17 protein-coding genes are annotated in these 20929 nt (G+C 73.6%); 10 read left to right on the forward strand and 7 right to left on the reverse strand.

Going from position 1 to position 20929, the window contains the following annotated elements:
• Positions 1–31: 31 nt before the first annotated feature.
• Positions 32–1273, reverse strand: a complete 1242-nt coding sequence (locus tag ACBI99_RS01115) for an NAD(P)-binding domain-containing protein (RefSeq protein WP_375071671.1) — start codon at positions 1271–1273, stop codon at positions 32–34.
• Positions 1274–1285: 12 nt separating this feature from the next.
• Positions 1286–1837: an OsmC family protein gene (locus ACBI99_RS01120; RefSeq protein WP_219517866.1), complete on the reverse strand. Its 552-nt coding sequence runs from the start codon at positions 1835–1837 to the stop codon at positions 1286–1288.
• Between the two features lie 72 nt (positions 1838–1909).
• Between ACBI99_RS01120 and ACBI99_RS01125 the strand changes: the two genes are divergently transcribed.
• The 5 genes from ACBI99_RS01125 (at position 1910) to ACBI99_RS01145 (ending at position 12154) form a co-directional block, all read left to right on the forward strand.
• The gene (locus ACBI99_RS01125) at positions 1910–3127 is read left to right on the forward strand and encodes a homoserine O-acetyltransferase (RefSeq protein ID WP_375071467.1); all 1218 of its coding nucleotides are present in this window, start codon (positions 1910–1912) and stop codon (positions 3125–3127) included.
• A 19-nt stretch (positions 3128–3146) separates the two neighbouring features.
• Positions 3147–4481 carry an O-acetylhomoserine aminocarboxypropyltransferase/cysteine synthase family protein gene (locus ACBI99_RS01130; protein ID WP_375071468.1) on the forward strand — a complete coding sequence of 445 codons (1335 nt, stop codon included), beginning with the start codon at positions 3147–3149 and terminating at the stop codon, positions 4479–4481.
• Complete coding sequence (locus tag ACBI99_RS01135; RefSeq protein WP_357585492.1) at positions 4478–4960, forward strand: CoA-binding protein; 483 nt, start codon at positions 4478–4480, stop codon at positions 4958–4960. The genes ACBI99_RS01130 and ACBI99_RS01135 overlap by 4 nt, the downstream gene beginning before the upstream one ends.
• Positions 4961–5062: 102 nt before the next feature.
• Complete coding sequence (locus tag ACBI99_RS01140) at positions 5063–7897, forward strand: AAA family ATPase (RefSeq protein WP_375071469.1); 2835 nt, start codon at positions 5063–5065, stop codon at positions 7895–7897.
• A 210-nt stretch (positions 7898–8107) separates the two neighbouring features.
• Positions 8108–12154, forward strand: a complete 4047-nt coding sequence (locus ACBI99_RS01145; protein WP_375071470.1) for a S8 family serine peptidase — start codon at positions 8108–8110, stop codon at positions 12152–12154.
• A gap of 48 nt (positions 12155–12202) precedes the next feature.
• On the opposite strand, the gene ACBI99_RS01150 is transcribed toward ACBI99_RS01145, so the two are convergent.
• Positions 12203–13393 carry a cellulose binding domain-containing protein gene (locus ACBI99_RS01150; protein WP_375071471.1) on the reverse strand — a complete coding sequence of 397 codons (1191 nt, stop codon included), beginning with the start codon at positions 13391–13393 and terminating at the stop codon, positions 12203–12205.
• A gap of 222 nt (positions 13394–13615) precedes the next feature.
• Here ACBI99_RS01150 and ACBI99_RS01155 point away from each other — a divergent pair, with 222 nt between their 5' ends.
• A complete protein-coding gene (locus ACBI99_RS01155) occupies positions 13616–15757 on the forward strand; it encodes a SpoIIE family protein phosphatase (protein WP_375071472.1) in 2142 nt (713 codons plus the stop codon).
• Here the strand turns inward: ACBI99_RS01155 and ACBI99_RS01160 are convergent.
• Positions 15735–16109, reverse strand: a complete 375-nt coding sequence (locus ACBI99_RS01160) for an STAS domain-containing protein (protein ID WP_219502737.1) — start codon at positions 16107–16109, stop codon at positions 15735–15737. The genes ACBI99_RS01155 and ACBI99_RS01160 overlap by 23 nt on opposite strands.
• Positions 16110–16187: 78 nt before the next feature.
• Between ACBI99_RS01160 and ACBI99_RS01165 the strand changes: the two genes are divergently transcribed.
• The gene (locus ACBI99_RS01165) at positions 16188–16577 is read left to right on the forward strand and encodes a helix-turn-helix domain-containing protein (protein ID WP_219502739.1); all 390 of its coding nucleotides are present in this window, start codon (positions 16188–16190) and stop codon (positions 16575–16577) included.
• A gap of 6 nt (positions 16578–16583) precedes the next feature.
• Here ACBI99_RS01165 and ACBI99_RS01170 read toward each other — a convergent pair whose 3' ends face one another.
• Both ACBI99_RS01170 and ACBI99_RS01175 read right to left on the reverse strand, forming a co-directional pair.
• The gene (locus ACBI99_RS01170; RefSeq protein WP_219502741.1) at positions 16584–17042 is read right to left on the reverse strand and encodes a hypothetical protein; all 459 of its coding nucleotides are present in this window, start codon (positions 17040–17042) and stop codon (positions 16584–16586) included.
• Positions 17043–17151: 109 nt separating this feature from the next.
• A complete protein-coding gene (locus ACBI99_RS01175; protein WP_375071672.1) occupies positions 17152–17631 on the reverse strand; it encodes an AAA family ATPase in 480 nt (159 codons plus the stop codon).
• Positions 17632–17766: 135 nt separating this feature from the next.
• On the opposite strand from ACBI99_RS01175, the gene ACBI99_RS01180 reads away from it, so the two are divergent.
• The 3 genes from ACBI99_RS01180 (at position 17767) to ACBI99_RS01190 (ending at position 20545) form a co-directional block, all read left to right on the forward strand.
• Positions 17767–18171: a hypothetical protein gene (locus tag ACBI99_RS01180; protein ID WP_219502745.1), complete on the forward strand. Its 405-nt coding sequence runs from the start codon at positions 17767–17769 to the stop codon at positions 18169–18171.
• Between the two features lie 30 nt (positions 18172–18201).
• Positions 18202–19296 carry a serine hydrolase domain-containing protein gene (locus ACBI99_RS01185; protein WP_375071473.1) on the forward strand — a complete coding sequence of 365 codons (1095 nt, stop codon included), beginning with the start codon at positions 18202–18204 and terminating at the stop codon, positions 19294–19296.
• An 88-nt stretch (positions 19297–19384) separates the two neighbouring features.
• Positions 19385–20545: a hypothetical protein gene (locus ACBI99_RS01190; protein WP_375071474.1), complete on the forward strand. Its 1161-nt coding sequence runs from the start codon at positions 19385–19387 to the stop codon at positions 20543–20545.
• On the opposite strand, the gene ACBI99_RS01195 is transcribed toward ACBI99_RS01190, so the two are convergent.
• Positions 20494–20874: a cupin domain-containing protein gene (locus tag ACBI99_RS01195; RefSeq protein ID WP_219502750.1), complete on the reverse strand. Its 381-nt coding sequence runs from the start codon at positions 20872–20874 to the stop codon at positions 20494–20496. The genes ACBI99_RS01190 and ACBI99_RS01195 overlap by 52 nt on opposite strands.
• Positions 20875–20929 lie beyond the last annotated feature (55 nt).

Genomic DNA, 20929 nt, shown 5'->3' on the forward strand with positions numbered 1-20929 from the left:
CCCTATCGGTCCGCCCCGCCAGGGCCGGGGTTCAGCCGCCCGCCTCCCGTCCGGCCAGGTGACCGGCCAGGTGGTCGATCACCTCGCGGGCGTCGGCCTCGATCCCGTGGATGAACGTGGACCTGCGCCGCCGCAGCAGCGGCAGCCCGAGCGCGTACAGCCCGGGGCTGTCGGCGACGCCGCCGTCGTGCCGCAGCCGCCCCTTCCCGTCGAGCACCGGGACGTCGAGCCACCGGTAGTCGGGGCGGAAGCCGGTCGCCCACACGATGGCGCCGATCTCGCCGCCGCGCAGGTCCAGCCGCAGGCGCGCCGACTCGGGCACCCGCGTCGGCTCGAACCGTTCGGGCGGGCCGACGTCGGGCCCGTGGGCGCCGGCCCAGGCGTCGAACGTGTCGAGCAGGCGTTCCATCTTGAGGTCGGCGAGCGAGAACACGTTCCGCAGCCCGCCGGAGAACAGCGCGTGGCCGTCGCGGACGGCGGCCCAGCGGCCCACCAGCTCGACGCCCATCGAGGTGAGCGCGTTGAGGTCGAGCGTCGTGCGGCCGGGGACGCCGACGAGCTGGGGCGAGGGCAGCCGCCTGGCCCGCGCGAGGTCCGGCACCTCGTCGTGCCGCTGGTCCCACACGCCCGAGGCGTCCATCCACCACAGCACGTCGCGCCCCCGGTAGGTGCGGGGCAGCCGTACGTGCTCGCCCACCGAGAGGATCACCGGCCGGCCCGACCGGCGCAGCTCGGCGGCGAGCTGCACGCCGGTCGCCGACGCGCCCACGACGAGCACGCCGCCGTCGGGGAGCCGGCCGGGCCCGCGGTAGTCGTACGGCGTGAGCTGCTCGACGGACGGCGGCACCGCTTCGGCGAACGGCGGCACCGACGGCAGGTTGCACGCGCCGCTGGCGATGACCACCGTCCGGCAGGCGATCTCGCCGTGGCTGGTCGTCACCCGGTAGCCGTCATCGGACTGCCGTACGGACGTGACGTCCGTCCCGGTCCGCACGGGAGCCCGGGTGAGCGCGGCGAAGCCCTCGACGAACTGCGTCACCTCCTTCGCGGTCATGTAGCCGTCGGGGTCCGGGCCTTCGTAGGCGAGGCCGGGCAGGCGGCTCTGCCAGTTGGGGGTGAGCAGCCGGAAGGAGTCCCAGCGTTCGCGCCGCCAGGAGTTGGCCACCTCGCCGCGCTCGATCACCAGATGGTCGATCGACCGCGCGCCGAGGAAGTGGCTCGCCGCGAGGCCCGCGTGCCCCGCGCCGATGACGACGGTGGTGACGTGCTCGATGGCTCGGCCCTCTCAGGCGACGTCGACGGTGACGTTCGTCGGGTTCGTCAGGGCGTCGAACACGGCCGAGCGCTTCTGGGACTGGGCCACCAGCGCCTCGATGTCCTGCTTCGAGGCGTCCGCGTCGATGTGGAACGTCACCTTGATGTCGTTGAAGCCGTTGCGGACGTCGGGGTCGACGCCGAGGATGCCGCGGATGTCGTGCGCGCCTTCGAGCGTCGCCTCGACCGAGCGGAGCTGGATGCCGCGGTTCTGAGCGACGGACGCGACGCCGGCCGTCAGGCAGCTCGCCAGGCCGACGAGGAGGTATTCGATGGGCGTGACGCCGTTGTCCTCGGCGGCGAAGACCTCGGGGTGGTCGGCGTCGAAGACGGCCTCGCTCTTGTGGGCGCGCTCCTCCCCGAGACCGTAGAACTCCTTGACGGTCGTGGTGCTGTGGACGCCGTTGCGCCAGGTGGACGAGGCCCGCCAGACGAACTGCGCGGCCTCGGGCGCGTCCTTCAGCGCCTCGCGCGCGTCCAGCAGTGCCTGCACGTTCACTCCGTTGGCGACCGTGGTCGTCATGTCCCGCCCTCACTCCCTGCATTACCGGTAGGGATTTGACCATACACCCCCGGTGGCGGTTGGATAAGCCCCATGTCGCAGCCAGCCACGACGTTCGCGGCCGACCAGGCCGGCAGCGTCGGCACCGTGGAGACCCGGTACCTCGACCTGCCGCGGCCGGTGCCCCTCGACTGCGGCCGGGAGCTGCATCCCGTACGGGTCGCGTACGAGACCTATGGCGTGCTGTCGCCCCGGCGTGACAACGTGATCCTCGTGTGCCACGCCCTCAGCGGTGACGCCCACGCGGCGGGCCTGGCCAAGGCGCCGCCGCCGGAGAGCACGCGCGACGGGTTCGGCGCCCAGGACCGCGACAGCGCGGGCGGCAAGGGGCTCGGCTGGTGGGACGGCATGATCGGCCCCGGCAAGGCGTTCGACACCGACCGCTTCTTCGTCGTGTGCACCAACCTGCTCGGCGGCTGCCGGGGGACGACCGGGCCGTCGTCGATCGACCCGGCGACCGGGCGGCCGTACGGACCGGACTTCCCCGTGATCACGGTCGCGGACATGGTGCGCACGCAGCGCGCGTTCCTCGACGCCCTGGGCGTCGAACGGCTCGCGGCGGTGGCCGGGGGCTCGCTCGGCGGCATGCAGGCGCTGGAGTGGGCCGTCCGCTACCCCGGCCAGGTAGACGCGGTCGTGGTGATCGCCAGCACACACGCCCTGCACCCGCAGGGCGTCGCCTGGAACGCGATCGCCCGCGACTCGATCATGCGCGACCCGGCCTGGCAGGGCGGCCGCTACTACGGCACCGGCCGCGCGCCCGACGCCGGCATGGGCGTGGCGCGGATGGTCGGCCACGTCACCTACCTGTCCGCGCCCGCGCTGGAGACCAAGTTCGGCCGGCGGCTGCAGTTCGCCGACGACCTGCGCTACACGATCAGCGAGCCGGAGTTCGAGGTGGAGAGCTACCTGCGCCACCAGGCCGACGCGTTCGTCAAGCGCTTCGACGCCAACACCTACCTCTACACCTCGCGCGCGCTGACGTACTTCGACCTGGCCAGGCAGCACGGCGGGCAGCTCACGCGGGCGCTCGACGGGGTGTCGGCGCGCACGCTGCTGATCGCCTTCAGCTCCGACTGGCTCTACCCGCCGTCGGCGTCGCAGGAGATCGAGCAGGCGCTGCGCGCGCTCGGCAAGCCGGTCGAGCTCGAGGTCATCGACGCGCCCTACGGCCACGACTGCTTCCTGCTGGAGGAGGCGCGGCAGACGCCCGTCATCCGCCGGTTCCTGGCCCCGGAAGGGGCCGCTTGATGTCGAGGAAGAGGCCCAGGTGAACGACCGGATCCCCCGTACGGAACACGACCGCGAGTTCGGCTTCGAGACCCGGCAGCTGCATGCCGGGCAGCGGCCGGACCCCAACACCGGCGCCCGCGCGGTGCCGATCTTCCAGACGACCAGCTACGTCTTCGAGGACCCCGAGTCCGCGGCGGCGTACTTCAACCTCCAGGAGTACGGCAACACGTACTCGCGCATCATGAACCCGACCGTCGCCGTGTTCGAGGAGCGAGTGGCGAACCTGGAGGGCGGGTCCGGCGCGGTGGCGTTCGCCAGCGGGATCGCCGCGCAGGCGGCGACGCTGTTCACGCTGCTCCAGCCGGGCGACCACGTCGTGTCGTCCTCGGCCCTCTACGGCGGGACGGTGAACCAGCTCAAGCACCTGCTGCGCAAGATGAACGTGGACCTGACCTGGGTCGACCCAGACGACCCGGACGCCTGGCGGCGGGCGGTGCGGCCGGGGACGAAGGCGTTCTTCGGCGAGACGATCGGCAACCCCGCCGGGAACGTGCTCGACATCGAGACGCTGGCCGGCATCGCGCACGAGCACGGGCTGCCGCTGATCGTGGACAACACGTTCGCCACCCCGTACCTGTGCCGGCCGATCGAGTGGGGCGCCGACGTCGTCATCCACTCGGCGACCAAGTTCATCGGCGGCCACGGCACCAGCATGGGCGGCGTCGTCGTCGAGGCGGGCACGTTCGACTGGTCGAACGGGCGCTTCCCGGTGATCGCGGAGCCGTCGCCCGCCTACCACGGGCTGCGCTTCCACGAGACGTTCGGCGAGTACGGCTTCCTGATGAAACTGCGCGCCGAGACCCTGCGCGACCTGGGCGCGGCGCTGTCGCCGTTCAACGCCTTCCTGCTGCAAGGCCTGGAGACGCTGTCGCTGCGGATGGACCGCCACGTCGGCAACGCGCGGGCGGTCGCGGCGTTCCTGCAGTCGCACGAGCTGGCCTCCGGCGTGACCTACCCCGGCCTGCCGGAGAGCCGCTACCGGCCGCTGGCGGACAAGTACCTGCCGCGCGGCGCCGGCGCGGTGTTCTCGTTCGACTGCGCCGGCGGCCGGGAGGGCGGGCAGGGCCTCATCCGCGGCCTGACGCTCTGGTCCCACCTGGCGAACGTCGGCGACGCCAAGAGCCTCGTCATCCACCCCGCCAGCACGACACACCGCCAGCTCGGCGACGAGGAGCTGCGGGCGGCCGGCGTCGGCCCCGGCACCGTGCGGCTGTCGGTCGGCACCGAGTCGGCCGACGACCTGATCTGGGACCTGGAACAGGGCCTGGCCCAGGTGGCGGCCACGATCGGCGTGAAGGCGGCCTCGGCATGACCGCGCCCGGCCGCTACCAGGACGCCCTGACGATCCAGCGTGTCCTGCACGCCACCCGGACGATCGCGATCGTCGGCCTGTCGGGCAACGAGCTGCGGGCCAGCCACTTCGTCGGCTACTACCTCAAGCGGCACGGCTACCGGATCGTCCCGGTGAACCCGCGCGAGACGGAGGTCCTCGGCGAGCCCAGCTACCCGAGCCTGCTCGACGTGCCCGTCCCGGTCGACCTGGTCAACGTCTTCCGCGCGCCGGACGCCCTGCCGGAGATCGCCCGCGACACGGTGGAGATCGGCGCCGCTGCCCTCTGGGGCCAGTTCGGCGTCGTCAACGAGGAGGCCGCGCGGATCGCCGAGGACGGCGGCGTCACCGTGATCATGGACCGCTGCCTCAAGGTCGAGCACGCGCGTTACGCGGGCCGGATGCACTGGCTCGGCTTCAACACCCGGCGCATCACCTCCGTGCGCGGCGGCCTCCAGTAGTCCACACCCCCGCCCGGCCGCCGTGGAAGTGGCCGGGCGGCCGGGGGTGACATTGATCTATGACTGGGCGTGCAGTTGAATGAGCGGGTGCGTGGTGGGCGGGTGGTCTCCCCTGTTCTGGTGGCGCGGGAGAAGGAGCTCGCCCGGCTCGTCGCGCTGGTCGAGGGGGCCCCCGCCGTCGCCGTCGTCGAGGGCGAGGCCGGCATCGGGAAGTCGCGGCTGACGGCCGAGCTGCTGGGCGGTCCCGCGGTGGCGGGCCTGCGGGTGCTGGCCGGGGCCTGCGTGCAGATCAGGGAGCCGTTCCCGCTGGGCCCCGTCGTCGAGGCGCTGCGCGGGCGCGCGTCCGAGCTGGCCGGGGCGGCGCTGTCGCCGGTCGCCGGGGCGCTGCGCGAGCTGCTGCCGGAGCTGGCCGCCGAGCTGCCGCCGACGCCGCCGCCGCTCGACGACCGGGCGGCCGAGCGGCACCGGGTGTTCCGGGGGCTGGCCGAGGTGCTGACCGCGCTGGGTCCGGCCGTCCTGGTGGTGGAGGACCTGCACTGGGCCGACGGGCAGACGGTGGAGTTCCTGACGTACCTGATGTCCGTGCTGCCCGGCACGTTGCGGGTGGTGCTGACGTACCGGGGCGAGGAGGCGTCCGAGGCGGTGCGGGCGATCACGGCGCGCGCCCCCGACACGATCAGGGCCGAGCATCTGGTGCTGCCGCCGCTCGACGCCGCCCAGACGCGGGTGATGGCCTCGGCGATCCTCGGGGCCGAGGAGGTGACGGCCGAGTTCGCCGAGCATCTGTGCCTGCGGGCCTCCGGCCTGCCGCTGGCCGTGCAGGAGTTGCTGGCGCTGCTGCGCGACCGCGGCACGCTCATCCGCTGGGAGGGCGGCTGGGCGCGGCGGGCGCTGGAGGAGCTGGACGTGCCGAGCGGCGTGCGCGCCTCGGTGCGCGAGCGGGTGGCCCGGCTGTCCCCCGGCGCCAAGGAGGTGGCCGAGCGCGCCGCCGTGCTGCAGCTCCCGGTGCCGCTCGCGCTGCTGTCGGGGCCGGACGACGTCGGGGCGATCGACGAGGTGCTCGGCTCGGGGCTGTTCGCCGACACCGGCGGGCTGGTCGGGTTCCGTCACGTGCTGGCGGCGCAGGCGGTCTACGAGGCGATCCCGCTGGGCCGCCGTCAGGCGCTGCACGCCGCCGCCGCCGACACCGTACGGGGGCTGCGGCCGGTGCCGCTGGGCCGGCTGGCCCACCACCTGCGCCGGGCGGGCCGGGCCGGGCAGTGGGTCGAGGCCGCCATCGAGGCGGCCGAGCAGGCATCGCGGCTGGGCGACGACGCGGAGGCCGCGCGCCTGCTGGAGGAGGTGCTGCGCGACGCCGACCTGCCGGCGGCGCGGCGGGCGGAGCTGACGGTGAAGCTCGGCTGGGCCGCCCTGGAGCTGTTGCGCCCGCCGCCGGTCGCCGACCTGGTCACCGGCGCGCTGGAGCAGGACGTGCCGCCCCCGCTGCGCGGCCAGTTGCGCATGCTGCTGGCGCTGCACCTGGAGCGGACCCGCACCGACGGCGCCCGCATCGGCGAGGCGTTCGCCCGGGCCGCCGAGGACCTGGCCGGGGAGCCGGGGCTGGCCGCGTGGGCGATGGCCGGGGTGGGCCGCCCGCCGAGCGGCCTGCCGCCCGAGGAGAGCCGGTCGTGGCTGGAGCGGGCGCTCGCGACCCTGCCCGCCGTGGCCGATCCGGCCATGCGCATGCTGGTGCTCGGCAAGATCGCGATGATCTTCGTGGTGATGGGCGACCCGCGCTGGGCCGCGCTGGCCGGTGACCTGCTGCGGGAGACCGGCGGGCGGCGGCTGCTGCGCCGCGAGGTGAACGCGTACCGCTCGATCGGCGGCGCCGCCCTGTTCAGCGGGCACCACCGGGAGGGCCGCCGGCTGCTGACCGCGGCGGTCGAGGAGGGCGCCGAGCCCGACCTGCGCGGGCGGCTCGAACTGCGCTGCCTGGTCAACCTGGCCGCGGCCGACTACTTCGAGGGCTCCTGGCGCGGGCTGCCGGACCGGATGCAGGAGCTGCGCGACCAGTTCGGCGACGAGCCGCACGAGCGCATCCTCGTCGACATCGTGACCGCCTGCCTGGCCGCGGTGCAGGGCCGCCAGGAGGCCGCGCTGGCGCCGCTGCTCGACGCCGCTGCCGAGGCCCGGGCCCGGGGGCAGTTCGACGACCTCGTGGTGCCGCTGGCGATGCTGCTCAGGCTGGCCGCCGCACGGGGCGAGCCGGAGCCGGCGATCGAGGCGGCCGTCGAGGCGGGCCACCACTGGGAGGCGAGCGAGCTGTGGCCGGTGGCGGTCCGGGCGCTGCCCGCGCTGACCGAGGCGCTGCTGGCGGCGGGCCGTCCGGACGAGGCGGCCGGCGTCGTCGCCCGGCACGCCGCCCGGCTGGCCGGGCTCGACGCGCCGCTGGCCGCGCCCGCGCTCGCGCACGCCCGCGGGCTGCTGGCCGAGGCGGGCGAGGAGTGGGGGCGGGCCGCCGCGGAGTTCGCCGCCGCCGCCGACGCCTTCGAGCTGGTCCCGGCCCGCTACGAGGCCGCGCAGGCCCACGAGAAGGCGGCCGCCTGCCTGTTCGCCCTCGACGACCCCGAGGCCGCCGTCCGGCTCGGCCGGGCCGTCGCGGCGTACGCGGATCTCGGGGCGCGCTGGGACCTGGACCGCGCGACCGGGCTGGGCCGCAGGTGGGGCGTCCGGGCGGCGGCGCAGGGCGCGCCCGCGCCGGGCGGCGGCGACCACGCGCTGTCGGCCAGGCAGGAGCAGGTGGCCCGGCTGGCGGCCGAGGGGCTGACGAACCAGCAGATCGCCAGGCAGCTCTTCCTGTCGCCGAAGACGGTGGACAAGCACGTGAGCGCGGCCATGCGGAAGGTCGGGGCGCGGTCGCGTACCGAGCTGGCCCGCCACCTCCTCCCCAGCGACTGACCCACGAATTGGGGATTTTTCCCCATAGGGCACCCCATACCCCACCCCATCCCGCTGCACGACACTTTCGGCATGTCCGAAACCATCGACGAACCCGGGCAGCCGGATCCGGACGACCCCTCCGACACCGGCGAGCCCCAGGAGCCGCCCCGCCCGCCGGACGGCTTCGAACCCGTCTGACCCCTCACTCCCCCCGCCAGAAAGGCCACCATGGCACTGCCCCGCCCCCCGCTGGCGCGCCGGACAGCGGTCCTGCTGACCGCGGTCACCACGCTCGCCGGCGTGCTGACCGCCGGCCCGGCGACCGCCACGCCGCCGGACACCCCCGCCGCATCCCCCACCGGCTCGCCGGCCTCTGATGCGCAGCCCGCCAAGGACGTCGCCCTGTCCGGGGTGCGCGCCCGGAAGCTCGTCGTCACGCTGATCACCGGCGACAAGGTCCAGCTCACCCGCTCCCCCGCCGGCCGCTACCGCGTCGAGCCTGCCCCCGGCACCCGCCAGGACGGCCGCCGGATCAACCTGTTCACCCAGTTCACCCCGGACGGCGTCTTCGTGCTGCCGGACGACGCGGTCGCCGCCGTCCAGGCGGGGCTGGTCGACCGGCGGCTGTTCGACGTCAAGTACCTGGCCGAGAACGGCTACGCCGACGACGTGGCCAAGCGGCTGCCCGTGATCGTGCAGTACCCCGGCACCCAGGCCGAGGCCGAAGTCAAGCGCTCGGCCGCCGCCGTCCCCGCCGCCGAGCCGACCCGCACGCTGGAGAGCATCCACGCCTCCGCCCTCGATGTCGCCAAGGCCGAGGCTGGCACGTTCTGGCAGGCCGTACGCGCCGGGCAGGACTCCGGGCAGGGCCTGGCCAAGGCGCCCGCCACACTGGGCGGCGGCATCGCCAAGCTCTGGCTGGACGCCAAGGTCAAGGCCGACCTGGACGTGAGCGTCCCGATGATCGGCGCCCACCAGGCGTGGGAGCGCGGCCAGGACGGGACCGGCGTGAAGATCGCCGTTCTCGACACCGGCGCCGACACCGGCCACCCCGACCTGGCCGGGAAGATCGCCGACAGCCGGTCGTTCGTCCCCGGCCAGGCCGTGCAGGACGGGCACGGGCACGGCACGCACGTCGCCTCGACCATCGCCGGCACCGGCGCGGCCTCGGGCGGCAAGCACAAGGGCGTCGCCCCCGGCGCGCAGCTCGTCGTCGGCAAGGTCCTCGACGACAGCGGCTCCGGCCAGGAGTCGTGGATCATCGAAGGCATGGAGTGGGCGGCGCGCAGCGGCGCCAAGGCCGTCAGCATGAGCCTCGGCGGCGCGCCCAGCGACGGCACCGACCCCCTCAGCCAGGCCGTGAACGACCTGACGGCCGAGACCGGCGCGCTGTTCGTGATCGCCGCGGGCAACCTGTACGAGGCCGAGACGATCAGCACGCCCGGCGCCGCCGACGCCGCGCTGACCGTGGGCGCGGTGGACAAGCAGGACCAGCTCGCCGGGTTCTCCAGCCGCGGCCCGCGCCCCGGCGGCGGGCTCAAGCCCGACATCGCCGCGCCGGGCGTGGACATCGTGGCCGCGCGGGCGGCCGGCACCGCCATGGGCACCCCGGTGGACGAGCACTACACCGGCTCCTCCGGCACCTCGATGGCCACGCCGCACGTCGCCGGCGCCGTCGCGATCATGGCGCAGCGGCACCCGGACTGGACGGCGCGGCAGCTCAAGGCCGCGCTGATGTCCACCGCCAAGGACGACGGCTTCACCGTCTACGAGCAGGGCGCCGGCCGGGTGGACCTGGACCGCGCGACCCGGCAGCAGGTGTTCGCCGACAGCGGCGGCGTGGACTTCGGCCTGCTGGAGACCGGCAGCGCGCCGAAGACCGGCCAGATCTCCTACCGCAACCTGGGCGACGCGCCCGTCACGCTCACGCTCAAGGCGGCGATGAGCGGCGACGCCGAGCCGGTGCTCGCCGACACGACGCTGACCGTCCCCGCCGGAGGCACGGCCGGCACCACCGTCACGCTCGACCCGGCCGAGCTCCCCATCGGAACCTACAGCGGCGCGGTGACGGCCGAGGCCGACGGCGTCCGGCTCACCACGCCGCTCGGCGCGGTCCGCGACGTCCCCAAGTACGACCTGGCCATCCGCACGCTCGACCGGGACGGCAAGCCGCGCACGCCGACGGCCATGAGCGTCGTGGACGTCGACGGCGCCAAGGGCGAGCTCGGCCCGCACCGCATCGACGACGTCGGACTGGTCGTCACCCGCGTCCCGGCGGGCACCGTCAGCCTGCTGCAGGTCCTCGACTGGGTGGACGGCGACGACCGCGCCAACCGGGCCTGGCTGTTCGAGCCCGAGCTGACCATCACCGGCGACACCGAGGTCACCCTCGACGCCCGCAAGGCCACCGAGATCAGCTTCAGCGCTCCCAAGACCGCGCAGCCGCTGAACAACACCTACGACCTCTTCTTCCAGCGCACGCTGCCGAACGGCGAGGTCTTCGGCGGCTCACTCCTGTCGAGCCGCCCGCTCGGCGGATGGGAGAAGGTGTGGGCGCTGCCCACGAAGAAGGTCACCAAGGGCGGCTTCCGGTTCACCGGCCAGTGGGAGCTCGGCGTCCCCGAGGTCACCATGACCATGCGCGCCTCCGGGCGGGCGGCGAAACGCACGACCCTGCACCCGGTCTCCCGGGTCCACATGATCGACGCGGGCGAGGTGCACGGAGGGTACGTCCCGTTCGACGGCGTCAAGGACCTGCGGGTGGTCGACGCCGGCAAGGGCCGACCCGAGGACCTCGCGGGCAAGGACCTGCGCGGCGCGCTCGTGCTGATCGACGCGGAGCCCGCCGAGGGCATCTTCGGCACGGCGTGCGGCCTCCAGATCGAGCGCGTGGGCCCGATCAGGGACGCGGGCGCCGCCGGCGTCCTCGCCTTCAACGAGCGGGCGTCCATCTGCCCGATCCCGCTGCCGATCACGCAGAAACCGTTCAGCGGCCCGTTCAAGCCGGTCAACATCCCCGTCGCCTACGTCTCCAACGCCGAAGGCCAGAAGATCCGCGAGGCGGCCGGCCGCGGCGAGGTGACCGTACGGGCCGAGGGCACGCCGAACACCCCGTACTCGTACGTCTTCAAGCCGTACGCCGACGGGCGCATCCCGGCGTCGATGCGCTACAAGGTGACCGAGCGCCAGCTCCACCGGGTCGACCTCGACGTGCACGCCGGGCCGTACACGAAGTACATGAACTGGCGCAGCACGTGGCGGACCGACGACATCACCTACACGGGCACCGGCACCAACATGCTGCACTGGTCGTCCCCGATGCCCGAGCGCAGGCCGCAGTGGGTCTGGCCGCTGGACCCCACGATCGTGAGCCAGGCCGGGATCTCCGCGCTCCTGCCGTCCGAGCCGGGCGCGGAGGTGGAGGAGACCCGCTACCGCACCGACGTGTTCGACCGGCCGGGCAGCACCCGCCAGCAGTGGTTCGCCACCCCGAGCACGCCCGGGGCCGCGACCGCCTCCGGCAAGCTGTACGCGCTCGGCGGCGGCCCGGACGACGTCCCGCTGGAGAAGCTCGTGATCGGGCTGCCGTGCGCGATCTGCGTGCACGACGGCAACCTGTGGGTGACCCCGTCCATGGTCAACGGGGTCGGGGAGCGGCGTGACGACGGCGTCGCGTTCGGCGACCTGGCGCCCCGGTACGACCTGCACCTCTACCGCGACGGCAAGGAGATCCCGAACGCCCCGGTGGCCGGGTTCGACAAGCTGCCGCGCTACCCGCTGCCCGAGGGGCAGGGCGGCTACCGGCTGACGGCCAAGAACGAGCTGCAGGACATCGAGTGGACGTTCACCGCCCCGCCGGCCAGGAACCAGGTGCTGCCGGGCTCCAACTGCTACGCCTGGTTCGTCGACGGGCCGCTCGAGCAGTGCCGCACCACCCCGGCGGTCTACGTCAGCTACGACCTCGGTGACAGCCTGTCCGCTGACAACACGGTGGCGGCCGGGCGCAGGCACACGTTCGAGCTGGAGGCCTACCACGGGCCGTCGGCGGCGAAGATGCCGGCGATCGCGGGCGTGCGGCTGTGGACCAGCACCGACGACGGCGCCACCTGGCAGCCGGCCGACCTCAAGCGGGGCCGGGACGGCGTCCACACCGCCCGGGTGAAGTACCCGGCCCACCACGCCACCAAGGGCGCGGTGAGCCTGAAGGCGGAGGCGTGGGACGCGGCGGGCAACCGCGTCAAGCAGACCACCCTCCGCGCCTTCGCCCTGCGCTGACCAGCCCAGCCGCTGCCTGACCGCGGCCGCCCGATCCGGCGGCCGCGGTCAGGCCGCGGTGCAGGGCCTGCCGTTGAGGGTGAAGCTCACCGGGGCCGGGGCCGGGGCGGTGTGGGAGGCGGTGAAGCCGACCTGGGTGGACGAGCCCGGGCGCAGCACCTTGTTCCACGACCGCGCGGCGCCGGAGAACCGCGCTCCGCTCTGGGTCCAGTCGGCCGACCAGCCGGCGACCAGGCGCGGGGCGGGCTCCGGGTAGTCCAGGGTCAGCGTCCAGCCGTCGATCACCGCCGTGCCGGTGTTGCGCACGGTGATCTCGGCGCTCAGCGTCGGGCCCCACGTCACCGCCCGGTAGGACACCGCGCACTCCAGGCCGGGTGACGAGGTGGGCGAGGGCAGGCCCGGCCTGGCCAGCGCCGACAGCGGGTCGGACGGCGCGCTGAGGTTGCCGGCCGCGTCCCTCGCCACCACCACGTACGTGTAGCGCTGCCCGGTGACGAGGCCGGATTCGGCGAAGTTCGGGAACGTCGAGGCGGCGAGCGTGCCGGCCTTGACGTACCCGGTGGCGCTCTCGCGGTAGACGTCGTACGCGGTCACCGCCACGTTGTCGGTCGACGGCTGCCAGCAGAAGGTGACGCCGTGGTAGTCCTGGAGGCAGGCGTCACGCAGGCCGGTCGGCTTGCTCGGCGGCAGGCGGTCGCCGGGTGGCGGGGTGGGCGTCGAGGTGGGCGACATGCCGGTCACCGCGGTCACCGTGATCAGGCCGGAGGGGCGGCTGACGTTGCCCGCGGCGTCCCTGGCGACGACGTACATCGTGTAGGCGCGGCCGAGCTCGCCGGAGAAGCCGCCGACCGTGCCGGTCGTGGTGGCGGCGCGGGTGAACCCGTCGGGGTCCAGCCGGTAGAGGTCGTACGCGACGACGCCGGTGTCGTCGGAGGAGGCGTTCCAGCAGATGGAGGCGTAGCCGATGGGGGATGGCGCGAGCGGCACCGGGCACGGCCGCTCCCCGGCCGGCCGGGTCGGCGGCGTCGTGTCCACGGCTTCCCCGGCGGCTTCCCCGTCAGCGGCCTCCCCCTCAGCGGCTTCCCCGGCGGCCGGATCGGGCTGCGCGCCGGTGGGCGCCGGTGCGGCCGCGGCCAGGTGGGACGGGGCGGCGGCCGCCTGGCCTGCCGGGCCGATCGCCAGGGAGGCGACGAGCAGTGCCAGCGTGACGAACCCGAGGGTGAGGAGGACCGCTCCCACAGACCGGCTTCCGGTGCGCATGACTTCCCCTATCGCATCGTGTCCCCCCGCGGTGATTCTGCGGCATTTCCGGCATCGGGCATAGATACGATTTCGGGGATAGCGGACGTGTGGTTGGTGCTCGCCGTCCGGCTCGTGGGGGAATCCGAACCCGGCGTTAAAGAGCCCAATGCCCACATCCTCCTAACCTGGCGGTATGCGGTGGAATGAACCCGGCTGGCCGTGACGCGGCACGATGGCGACGGCCCGGCTCCGGGTGCGGCGACCGAGGCGTCCCGCCTGGACGAGATGCTGATCGAGACGGTCTTCGGCGCGGGAGCCCACATCGGCATCGCGTACGTCCTCGACGAGGACGGCCAGGTCCTGCGGATGGTGTCGGCCATGGGGCTGCCGGTCTCCATCGCCCGCGTGTGGGCGAGCATCAGGCTCAACGACGCGGCACCGGTCTCGGTGTCGGTGCGCGACCGGCGGCTGCTGTGGTTCGGCGACCGGGAGGCGCTGGCCAGGGAGTTCCCCGGGGTGGCGCTGACGCTGCCGTACCCGTTCGCGATGGCGACCGCGCCGCTCGGCTCGGGGGGCGCCGTGTGGGGCGGGATCGTCCTCGCCTGGCCCGCCGGTCACCCGGCCGACCTCACCATACGCCAGCTCAAGGTCATCGACGACTGCTGCGGCGCGATGGGCGACCTGCTGCGCCGGGCCAGCGAGCGCGGCCGTCCGATCACCGCGGAGGATCATCCCCGGATCCTCGACCCGGTACGCGCCCACCAGCGCGAACCGCGTGCCGCGCAGGCCGCGCTGCGGGCCTTCGACGCCCTGCCCGAGGGCTACTGCCACCTCGACGCCCAGGCGCGCGTGGCGTTCGTCACCGCGCAGGGCGCGCAACTGCTCGACGCGACCCCGTCGGAGCTGGTGGGCCGGCGGCTGGGCGTGGCCGTGCCCTGGCTGGGCGACCCGGTCTACGAGGAGCAGTACCGCCTCGCGGTCGTCAGCCACCAGCCCACCCGGGTCACCGCCCGCCGCCCCGACGGCAGGCAACTGCTGCTGCAGTGGTTCCCGAGCGTGCCGGGCATGACCCTGCGCATCACGCCGACCGCGGCGGCCGCGCTGCCCCCGGCCGCCGGCGGCGGGCAGCCGCTGCGCACGGCCGGGCTGCACGAGCTGCTGCACCTGGCGACCAGCCTGGCCCAGGCGACGAGCGCCCAGGACGTGATCGACCTCGTCGCCGACCACGTCGTGCCCGTCTACGGGGCGCAGGGCCTGGCCATCATCACCTGGGAGAGCGGCCGCATGCGCGTGGTCGCCGCGCGCGGCTACACCCGGCAGCTCATCGAGGAGTTCGACGGCCGCCCGGCGCTGCGCCGTGTCAGCCCGCCAGGCGGCTCCGACCCGGGCAGGCCGTCCTTCTACGCGACCAGGGACGAGCTCTTCCAGGCGTACCCGGACCTGCCCGAGTCCGCCGTCATGGAAGCCTGGGCGGTGCTCCCGCTGGTCACCTCGGGCCGCCCCATCGGCACCTGCGTGCTGGCCTTCGACCGTCCGCACCGGTTCAGCGAGGAGGAGCGGGCGGCGTTCACCGCGCTCGGCGGGCTGATCGCCCAGGCGTTCGAGCGCGCCTGGCTCTACGACAACAAGCACCAGCTCGCCCAGTCGATGCAGGCCAGCCTGCTGCCGCACGCGCTGCCCAGGATCCCCGGGCTGGACGTGGCCGCCCGGTACGTGCCCGCCACCCCCGGCATGGACATCGGCGGCGACTTCTACGACCTCATCCGGCTCGGCGACTCCCAGGCCGCCGCCGTCATCGGCGACGTCCAGGGCCACGACATGACCGCTGCCGCCCTCATGGGCCAGGTGCGCACCGCCATCCGCACCCATGGCACCGCCGGCGCCACCTGCGGCGACGTGCTCGCCTACACCAACCGCATGATGACCGAGCTCGCCCCCGACCGCTTCACCAGCTGCCTCTACCTCACGCTCGACCTCGACCGCCACATCGCCTGCCTGGCCAGCGCCGGGCACCCGCCGCCCCTGATCAGCCGCCCCGGCGCCCTCACCCAGGTGATCGACGCCCCGCCCGGCCTGCTGCTCGGCATCGACCCCGACGCCGAGTACACGACCCTGGACCTGCACGTGCCGCCGGGCTCCACGCTGACCCTCTACACCGACGGCCTCGTCGAGGAGCCCGGCCAGGACCTCGGCGACGCCATCGCCGCTCTGGCCGCCCGCTTCACCCCGGCGCCCGGCCGGCCCCTGCACAGCCTGGCCGAATCGCTCATCGGCCAGGTCACGAGACCCCGCACGGACGACACCGCCCTCCTCCTGCTCCGCAGCGCCCCGGAGGGGGTCAGTCGAAGGCGGGGAGGTTGAGCAGGTCCAGCAGCCTGGCTATCTGGGCGGGGACGTTGCGGATGTGGGCCGCGCCGTCGGCGGCGAAAGCGGTCAGGGCCCTGACGACCGAGATGTCGGCGAACGTCACCCGGCCGAGGTCGACGATGAGCTGGTCGTCGATGCGCCGGGCCTGGGTCAGCGTGGACATCGCCTCGCGCCTGTTGGTGACGTCGATCTCGCCGGCGAGCCGGATCACCGTCGACTCGGGCGTCAGGCTGCACGTGATGCGCAGCTGGTGGTCGACGTACAGCACCTGCTCGGGCGGGACCAGGGAACGGACGGCAACGCACTCGCCAGACCGCGTTGGCTCGCCGATTCCGTTCACCGTCATAGGGAGAAGTTTACCGGAAAAAATTTTCCGTAGACATCCTTCTGTCGTTGGAGCTTCCTCCTGTACCATGTTCTGGCGATGGACCACGATGCTGGCAGGCGTTCCTCCTGGACGTTCCTCACCAACCACGCCCGCGTGCTGTTGGCGATAGCGGCGGACCCAGAGCTTCGCATGCGCGACATCGCCGCCCGGATCGGCATCACCGAACGGGCCGCGCAGGGCATCGTGAGCGACCTGGAGGACGGCGGCTACCTGGAGCGCATCCGGGTCGGCCGCCGCAACCACTACCGGCTCAGGCCCGAGCGGCAGTTCCGGCACCCCACCGAGGCAGGCATGCCCGTCCAGGCGCTGATCGACATGTTCACCCAGCGCGACGACGACCAGCGGACGATGCGCGACGACCACCAGCGGACGATGCGCTCCGAGCTGCACCAGGTCGCCGGCCCGCTCTCCCCCGGCGCCGCCTGACGGGGTTCAGGCGAGGGCGGCGATCTCGATCCGGGTGCGGTCGGCGGGCGCCGTCAGGCACGGCAGCACGACGTTCCCCCGTTCCAGGCGCTCCCCCGTCGACGAGGTGAGCCGGGCCGTCCGGTCGATCTCGTACGGGCTGCCGTTCCGAGGGGTGACCCGCAGCCGCAGCCACCAGATGTAGCGCCCGTTGAGCTTGTTGTCGGTCTGGTCGGCCCGCAGCACCGCCGCCTCGCACGGCAGCGCCGCCACGCGCTCCTCCGCCGTGAAGGCGCTCAGCGCGGCCGACTCCAGGCTCGCGAACGAGAAGTGCCCCAGGGCGAGGATCCCCGCGGCCAGCAGCGAGAACAGGGCCGTGACGTACGCGCCGACCCGGGTCTGCGGACGCCGCCTCAGCACGAGGAACATCACCACCGCGACGATCACCGCGATCACGGCGAACATCCCGAAGACGGTCGACGCCATCGTCCATCCCTCACGTTGAAGGGCGGGGCCCGGGGGCCGGCCCTGTCCGATCCGACACCGGCAGTGGACCAGCCGTCGCTTGCGCGCCGCCTGCAGCCCGCATGAAGCGTCAGGCGGCCGGGTCGTAAAGGGCGAGCTCGTCAGCGTCGGGGGCCTGGAAGAGCTTCGCGTACGCCTCCAGCAGCTCGCGGCCGATCGGGACCGTCGCCGGCGCGCCCTCCCTGACGCGGGCCTCCAGGCGGCGGCACAGCTCGTCGAGCGGCGCGGCGAGGTAGCGCAGCTCGACGGGGACGCCGAGCGCACGCGCGCGCAGCCGCTTCTCCTCGCGTTCGGCCCGCGTCCAGAAGCCGAACTCCAGCACCACCGTCTGCCCGAGCCTCAGCAACTCCTCGGCGTGCCGCGAGAACCGCCGCTCCAGCCGTTCGCGCACGGCCTCGTCGAACAGGTCCACTCCCAGATCGGCCAGCCATTCGTCCGGGCACAGCCGCACCGCCGGGATCTCCCGCGCCAGCCGCCTGGCCAGCGTCGTCTTCCCCGCGCCGGGCAGCCCGCACAGCAGGATCAGCCTGGGCCCCGGGCCCGTGTCCATCGGCACCACACCGACAGCATGGCAGCGATCCCGGGTGTCAGCGGCCGTGTCAGCGCGAAGGCGGCCCGCTGTCAGGGCGGCCCGCGATGGTTGAGCCATCACCCGGAACCACCCCAGGAAAAGGAACCCGCCACCATGTCGATCACCCTCACCGACCAGGACCAGCTCACCCTCCGCGTCGCCGCCTGGGGCGCCGTCTCGCTGATGTCCGCCGCCGGCGCCGCCGGTTCGGCCCACAGGGTCGCCACCGAGGGCTCCATCGCGCTGACCTCGGCGACCGGCCCGGTCGGGCACGTGCTCGCCAAGGCCCCCAAGGGCGTCAAGTACGGCAGGACCGTCGCCGAGCTGGCCGACCAGGTGCTGCCCGCGCTGACGGAGTCGATGCGCCTGCTCGACCGGCAGGACCCGGCCGAGGCGGCCAACTTCCGCGGCACCGTCCTCGTCGCCGTGGACGCGGCGGCCCAGATCCACAAGGGCACGCCCAGCCCCGCCCTGGCGGACATGGCCCGCAAGATCACCCAAGCCCTCGACGCCGCCTGACTTCACCCCACGCGAAGGAGCCACACCGCCATGTCTTCCCCCATCCAGAAGGACCGCCCGGAGCTGCGGAAGGTCATCCAGGAGATGGTCGATTCCGGATTCGTCGGAGTGTCGCTGCGCGTACACGACGAGCGGGGCACGTGGACCGGCAGCGCCGGAGCGAGCGAGCTGGGCGGCACCGCCCGGCCGCCCGCCGGCGGACACGTGCGGATCGGCAGCAACACCAAGACCTTCACCGCCACCGTGGTGCTGGGACTGGTGGCCGAGGGCCGCATCGCCCTCGACACCCCGGTCGACGACCACCTGCCGGAGTTCGGGCTCGACCGGCGCATCACGGTGCGGATGCTGCTCCAGCACACCAGCGGGATCTTCAACTTCACCGGCGACTTCGACCCCGACGGCACGTACGTGCCCGGGATCCCCGCCACCACCGCAGGCCAGGAGTGGGTGGAGGGCCGGTTCACCACCTACGCGCCCGAGGAGCTGGTACGGGTGGCGCTGGCCAAGCCGGCCCGGTTCGAGCCGGGCGCCGGCTGGAGCTACTCCAACACCAACTACGTGCTGGCCAGGCTGCTGATCGAGCAGGTCACCGGCCGCCCGGTGGCCGAGGAGATGCGGCGGCTGATCCTGGACCCGCTCGGCCTGACCGGCACCCTCCAGCCGACCGCCGAGACCGGCGTCCCCGCCCCGCACGCCCACGCCTACTACCGCTACGAGGAGGACGGCCAGGCCCGGACCGTCGACGTCACCGCGCAGAACCCGTCGTGGATCTCCAGCGGCGGCGACATGATCTCCACCACCGCCGACCTGCACACGTTCATCTCCGCGCTGGTCGGCGGCAGGCTCCTGCCCGCCGAGCTGCTGGCCGAGATGCTGACGCCGGAGTCCAAGGCCGGCTACGGCCTGGGCGTGTTCGTCCAGGAGGTGCCGGGCGGCGGCACCGTCATCACCCACAACGGCGGCATGGCCGGGCACGCGGCGCTGATGTACAGCACCCCCGACGGCGGCACGACCCTCACCGCCGCCCTCAACTACGTGGACGACGCCGCCCTGTCGCTCGGCCCGGCCTTCCAGCAGGCGACCCAGCGCCTGGTCACCGAGGTCTTCGGCACCCCGGCTCCCTAACGCGTACCGTAAGATGACAACCACGAAGAGTAGTTTCGCCGGGCTTCCCCCGCCACCACCGGACCGGCCGCGAAGAGGGGAAACCCGGGTGACCACGACTCCGTACGCATCGTCGCCGTTCAGCTATGTCTCCGAGCCGCCCGCCGCCCCCAACGCGATCGCGGAGCTGATGCCGGGGGTCCGCAACCTGCTGCGGCACGTCCAGCTCCGGCCGGACGACCGGGTCCTGATCCTGACCGAGCACACCGCCGACCCGGTCGTGATCCAGGCCGTCGCCGCCGGCGCCGCCTACGAGGGCGCGGACGTGCGCATCCTGTCGGTTCCGCCGTTCAGCCCCGGCGGGTGGGACGCCGAGCCCTCGCTGCAGGTCGAGGTGGCTGCGGTCGGCCAGGCCGACGTGGTCATCAGCGCCACCTGGTGGGCCGAGGTGCACACAGCGCCGCTCTTCTTCGACCAGGTCATGGCCATGCCCGTGCGCTTCGCGTCGCTGCACATGGCCGCCACCGCGGGGGCGTTCCTCACCGGGGCCCGGTTCCCTAACGAGCTCTTCTACGCGCTCAAGCAACGCGCGCTGAGCCGACTCACCGAGGCGGGGACGATCCGGGTGACCTCCGCCTCGGGCACGGACCTGACCATGTCGGGGCTCACCTTCGCCCCCGACGGCGGCCCGATCCAGACGGGCACCTGGCAGCCCTTCCCGTACGGCGGCGCCAACTTCTGGCCGACCCACACCGAGGGCGTGCTCGTCGTCGAGGACTCCACCTTTACCGGGGTCCCGGACGAGCCCGTACGGGTGACGCTGCGGGACAACCGGGTCAGCGCGATCGAGGGCGGGGCGGCGGCCGAGCAGATCCGCCGCCGCGCGCCGGGCGGCTACTACCTGCGGCACGCGCTCATCGGCCTCAACCCGAAGGTGCGGATCGCCGGCGGCACCCAGTTCGAGCGCGAGAAGCACGCGGGCGCGTTCTACTGCGGGCTCGACGCCCTGACCGGCGGGGTGGCGGAGACCACCGCTCCGGGGTTCGCGCACTGCGACTGCCAGATCGACCGGCCGACGGTCCACCTCGACGGCGAGCCGTTCGTGGACCGGGGACGCCTGCTCCTCCTCGACGATCCGGACCTGCGGGAGGTCGCCGCCCGGTTCGGCCCGCCGGACGTGCTTCTCGACGACAACCCGCTGCTGATCCTGCCCGCCCGCTACGCCGGAGGCCGGCTGGCGCCGGAGTCGAGGCCGCTCACGCCCGCCTGATCCAGGGGGCCGGCGAGGATGCTGATGCCCAGCATGCGGGCGCCCGTCTCGGTGCGGGGGCGGTGCGTGCTGCCCGGCGCGAACACCACGTAGCTGCCCGGCCCGAGCCGCCGGCCCCGGTCGACGAACTCTCCCGAGATCACGTAGTAGCGTTCCTCGCTCTCGTGGACGTCGACCTCGGGCCACTCGGCGCCGGGGGCGAAGTCGTACATCCAGCCGCGGGCCCAGGCGGTCGCCGGGAGCCGCCGCCGGATGATGCCGGGGACGACCTCGACGGGTTCGACCTCGTCGACGTTCAGGACCTGCATGTCAGGGGAGTCGTGCGTCATGTCCCCATCGTGGTGAAGGCAACCGTACGGGGCCAGTGTCACGATTGTCTCCTAC

Source organism: Nonomuraea sp. ATR24, from assembly GCF_041950485.1.
In the GTDB taxonomy this organism is placed as follows: Bacteria; Actinomycetota; Actinomycetes; order Streptosporangiales; family Streptosporangiaceae; genus Nonomuraea; species Nonomuraea ceibae.

Excerpts from the sequence above, each read along its gene's own strand:
- ACBI99_RS01120 (WP_219517866.1), bottom strand. The coding sequence starts at position 1,837 with ATGACGACCACGGTCGCCAACGGAGTGAACGTGCAGGCACTGCTGGAC.
- ACBI99_RS01125 (WP_375071467.1), top strand. The coding sequence starts at position 1,910 with ATGTCGCAGCCAGCCACGACGTTCGCGGCCGACCAGGCCGGCAGCGTC.
- ACBI99_RS01135 (WP_357585492.1), top strand. The coding sequence starts at position 4,478 with ATGACCGCGCCCGGCCGCTACCAGGACGCCCTGACGATCCAGCGTGTC.
- ACBI99_RS01145 (WP_375071470.1), top strand. The coding sequence starts at position 8,108 with ATGGCACTGCCCCGCCCCCCGCTGGCGCGCCGGACAGCGGTCCTGCTG.
- ACBI99_RS01160 (WP_219502737.1), bottom strand. The coding sequence starts at position 16,109 with ATGACGGTGAACGGAATCGGCGAGCCAACGCGGTCTGGCGAGTGCGTT.
- ACBI99_RS01165 (WP_219502739.1), top strand. The coding sequence starts at position 16,188 with ATGGACCACGATGCTGGCAGGCGTTCCTCCTGGACGTTCCTCACCAAC.
- ACBI99_RS01170 (WP_219502741.1), bottom strand. The coding sequence starts at position 17,042 with ATGGCGTCGACCGTCTTCGGGATGTTCGCCGTGATCGCGGTGATCGTC.
- ACBI99_RS01175 (WP_375071672.1), bottom strand. The coding sequence starts at position 17,631 with ATGGACACGGGCCCGGGGCCCAGGCTGATCCTGCTGTGCGGGCTGCCC.
- ACBI99_RS01180 (WP_219502745.1), top strand. The coding sequence starts at position 17,767 with ATGTCGATCACCCTCACCGACCAGGACCAGCTCACCCTCCGCGTCGCC.
- ACBI99_RS01185 (WP_375071473.1), top strand. The coding sequence starts at position 18,202 with ATGTCTTCCCCCATCCAGAAGGACCGCCCGGAGCTGCGGAAGGTCATC.
- ACBI99_RS01195 (WP_219502750.1), bottom strand. The coding sequence starts at position 20,874 with ATGACGCACGACTCCCCTGACATGCAGGTCCTGAACGTCGACGAGGTC.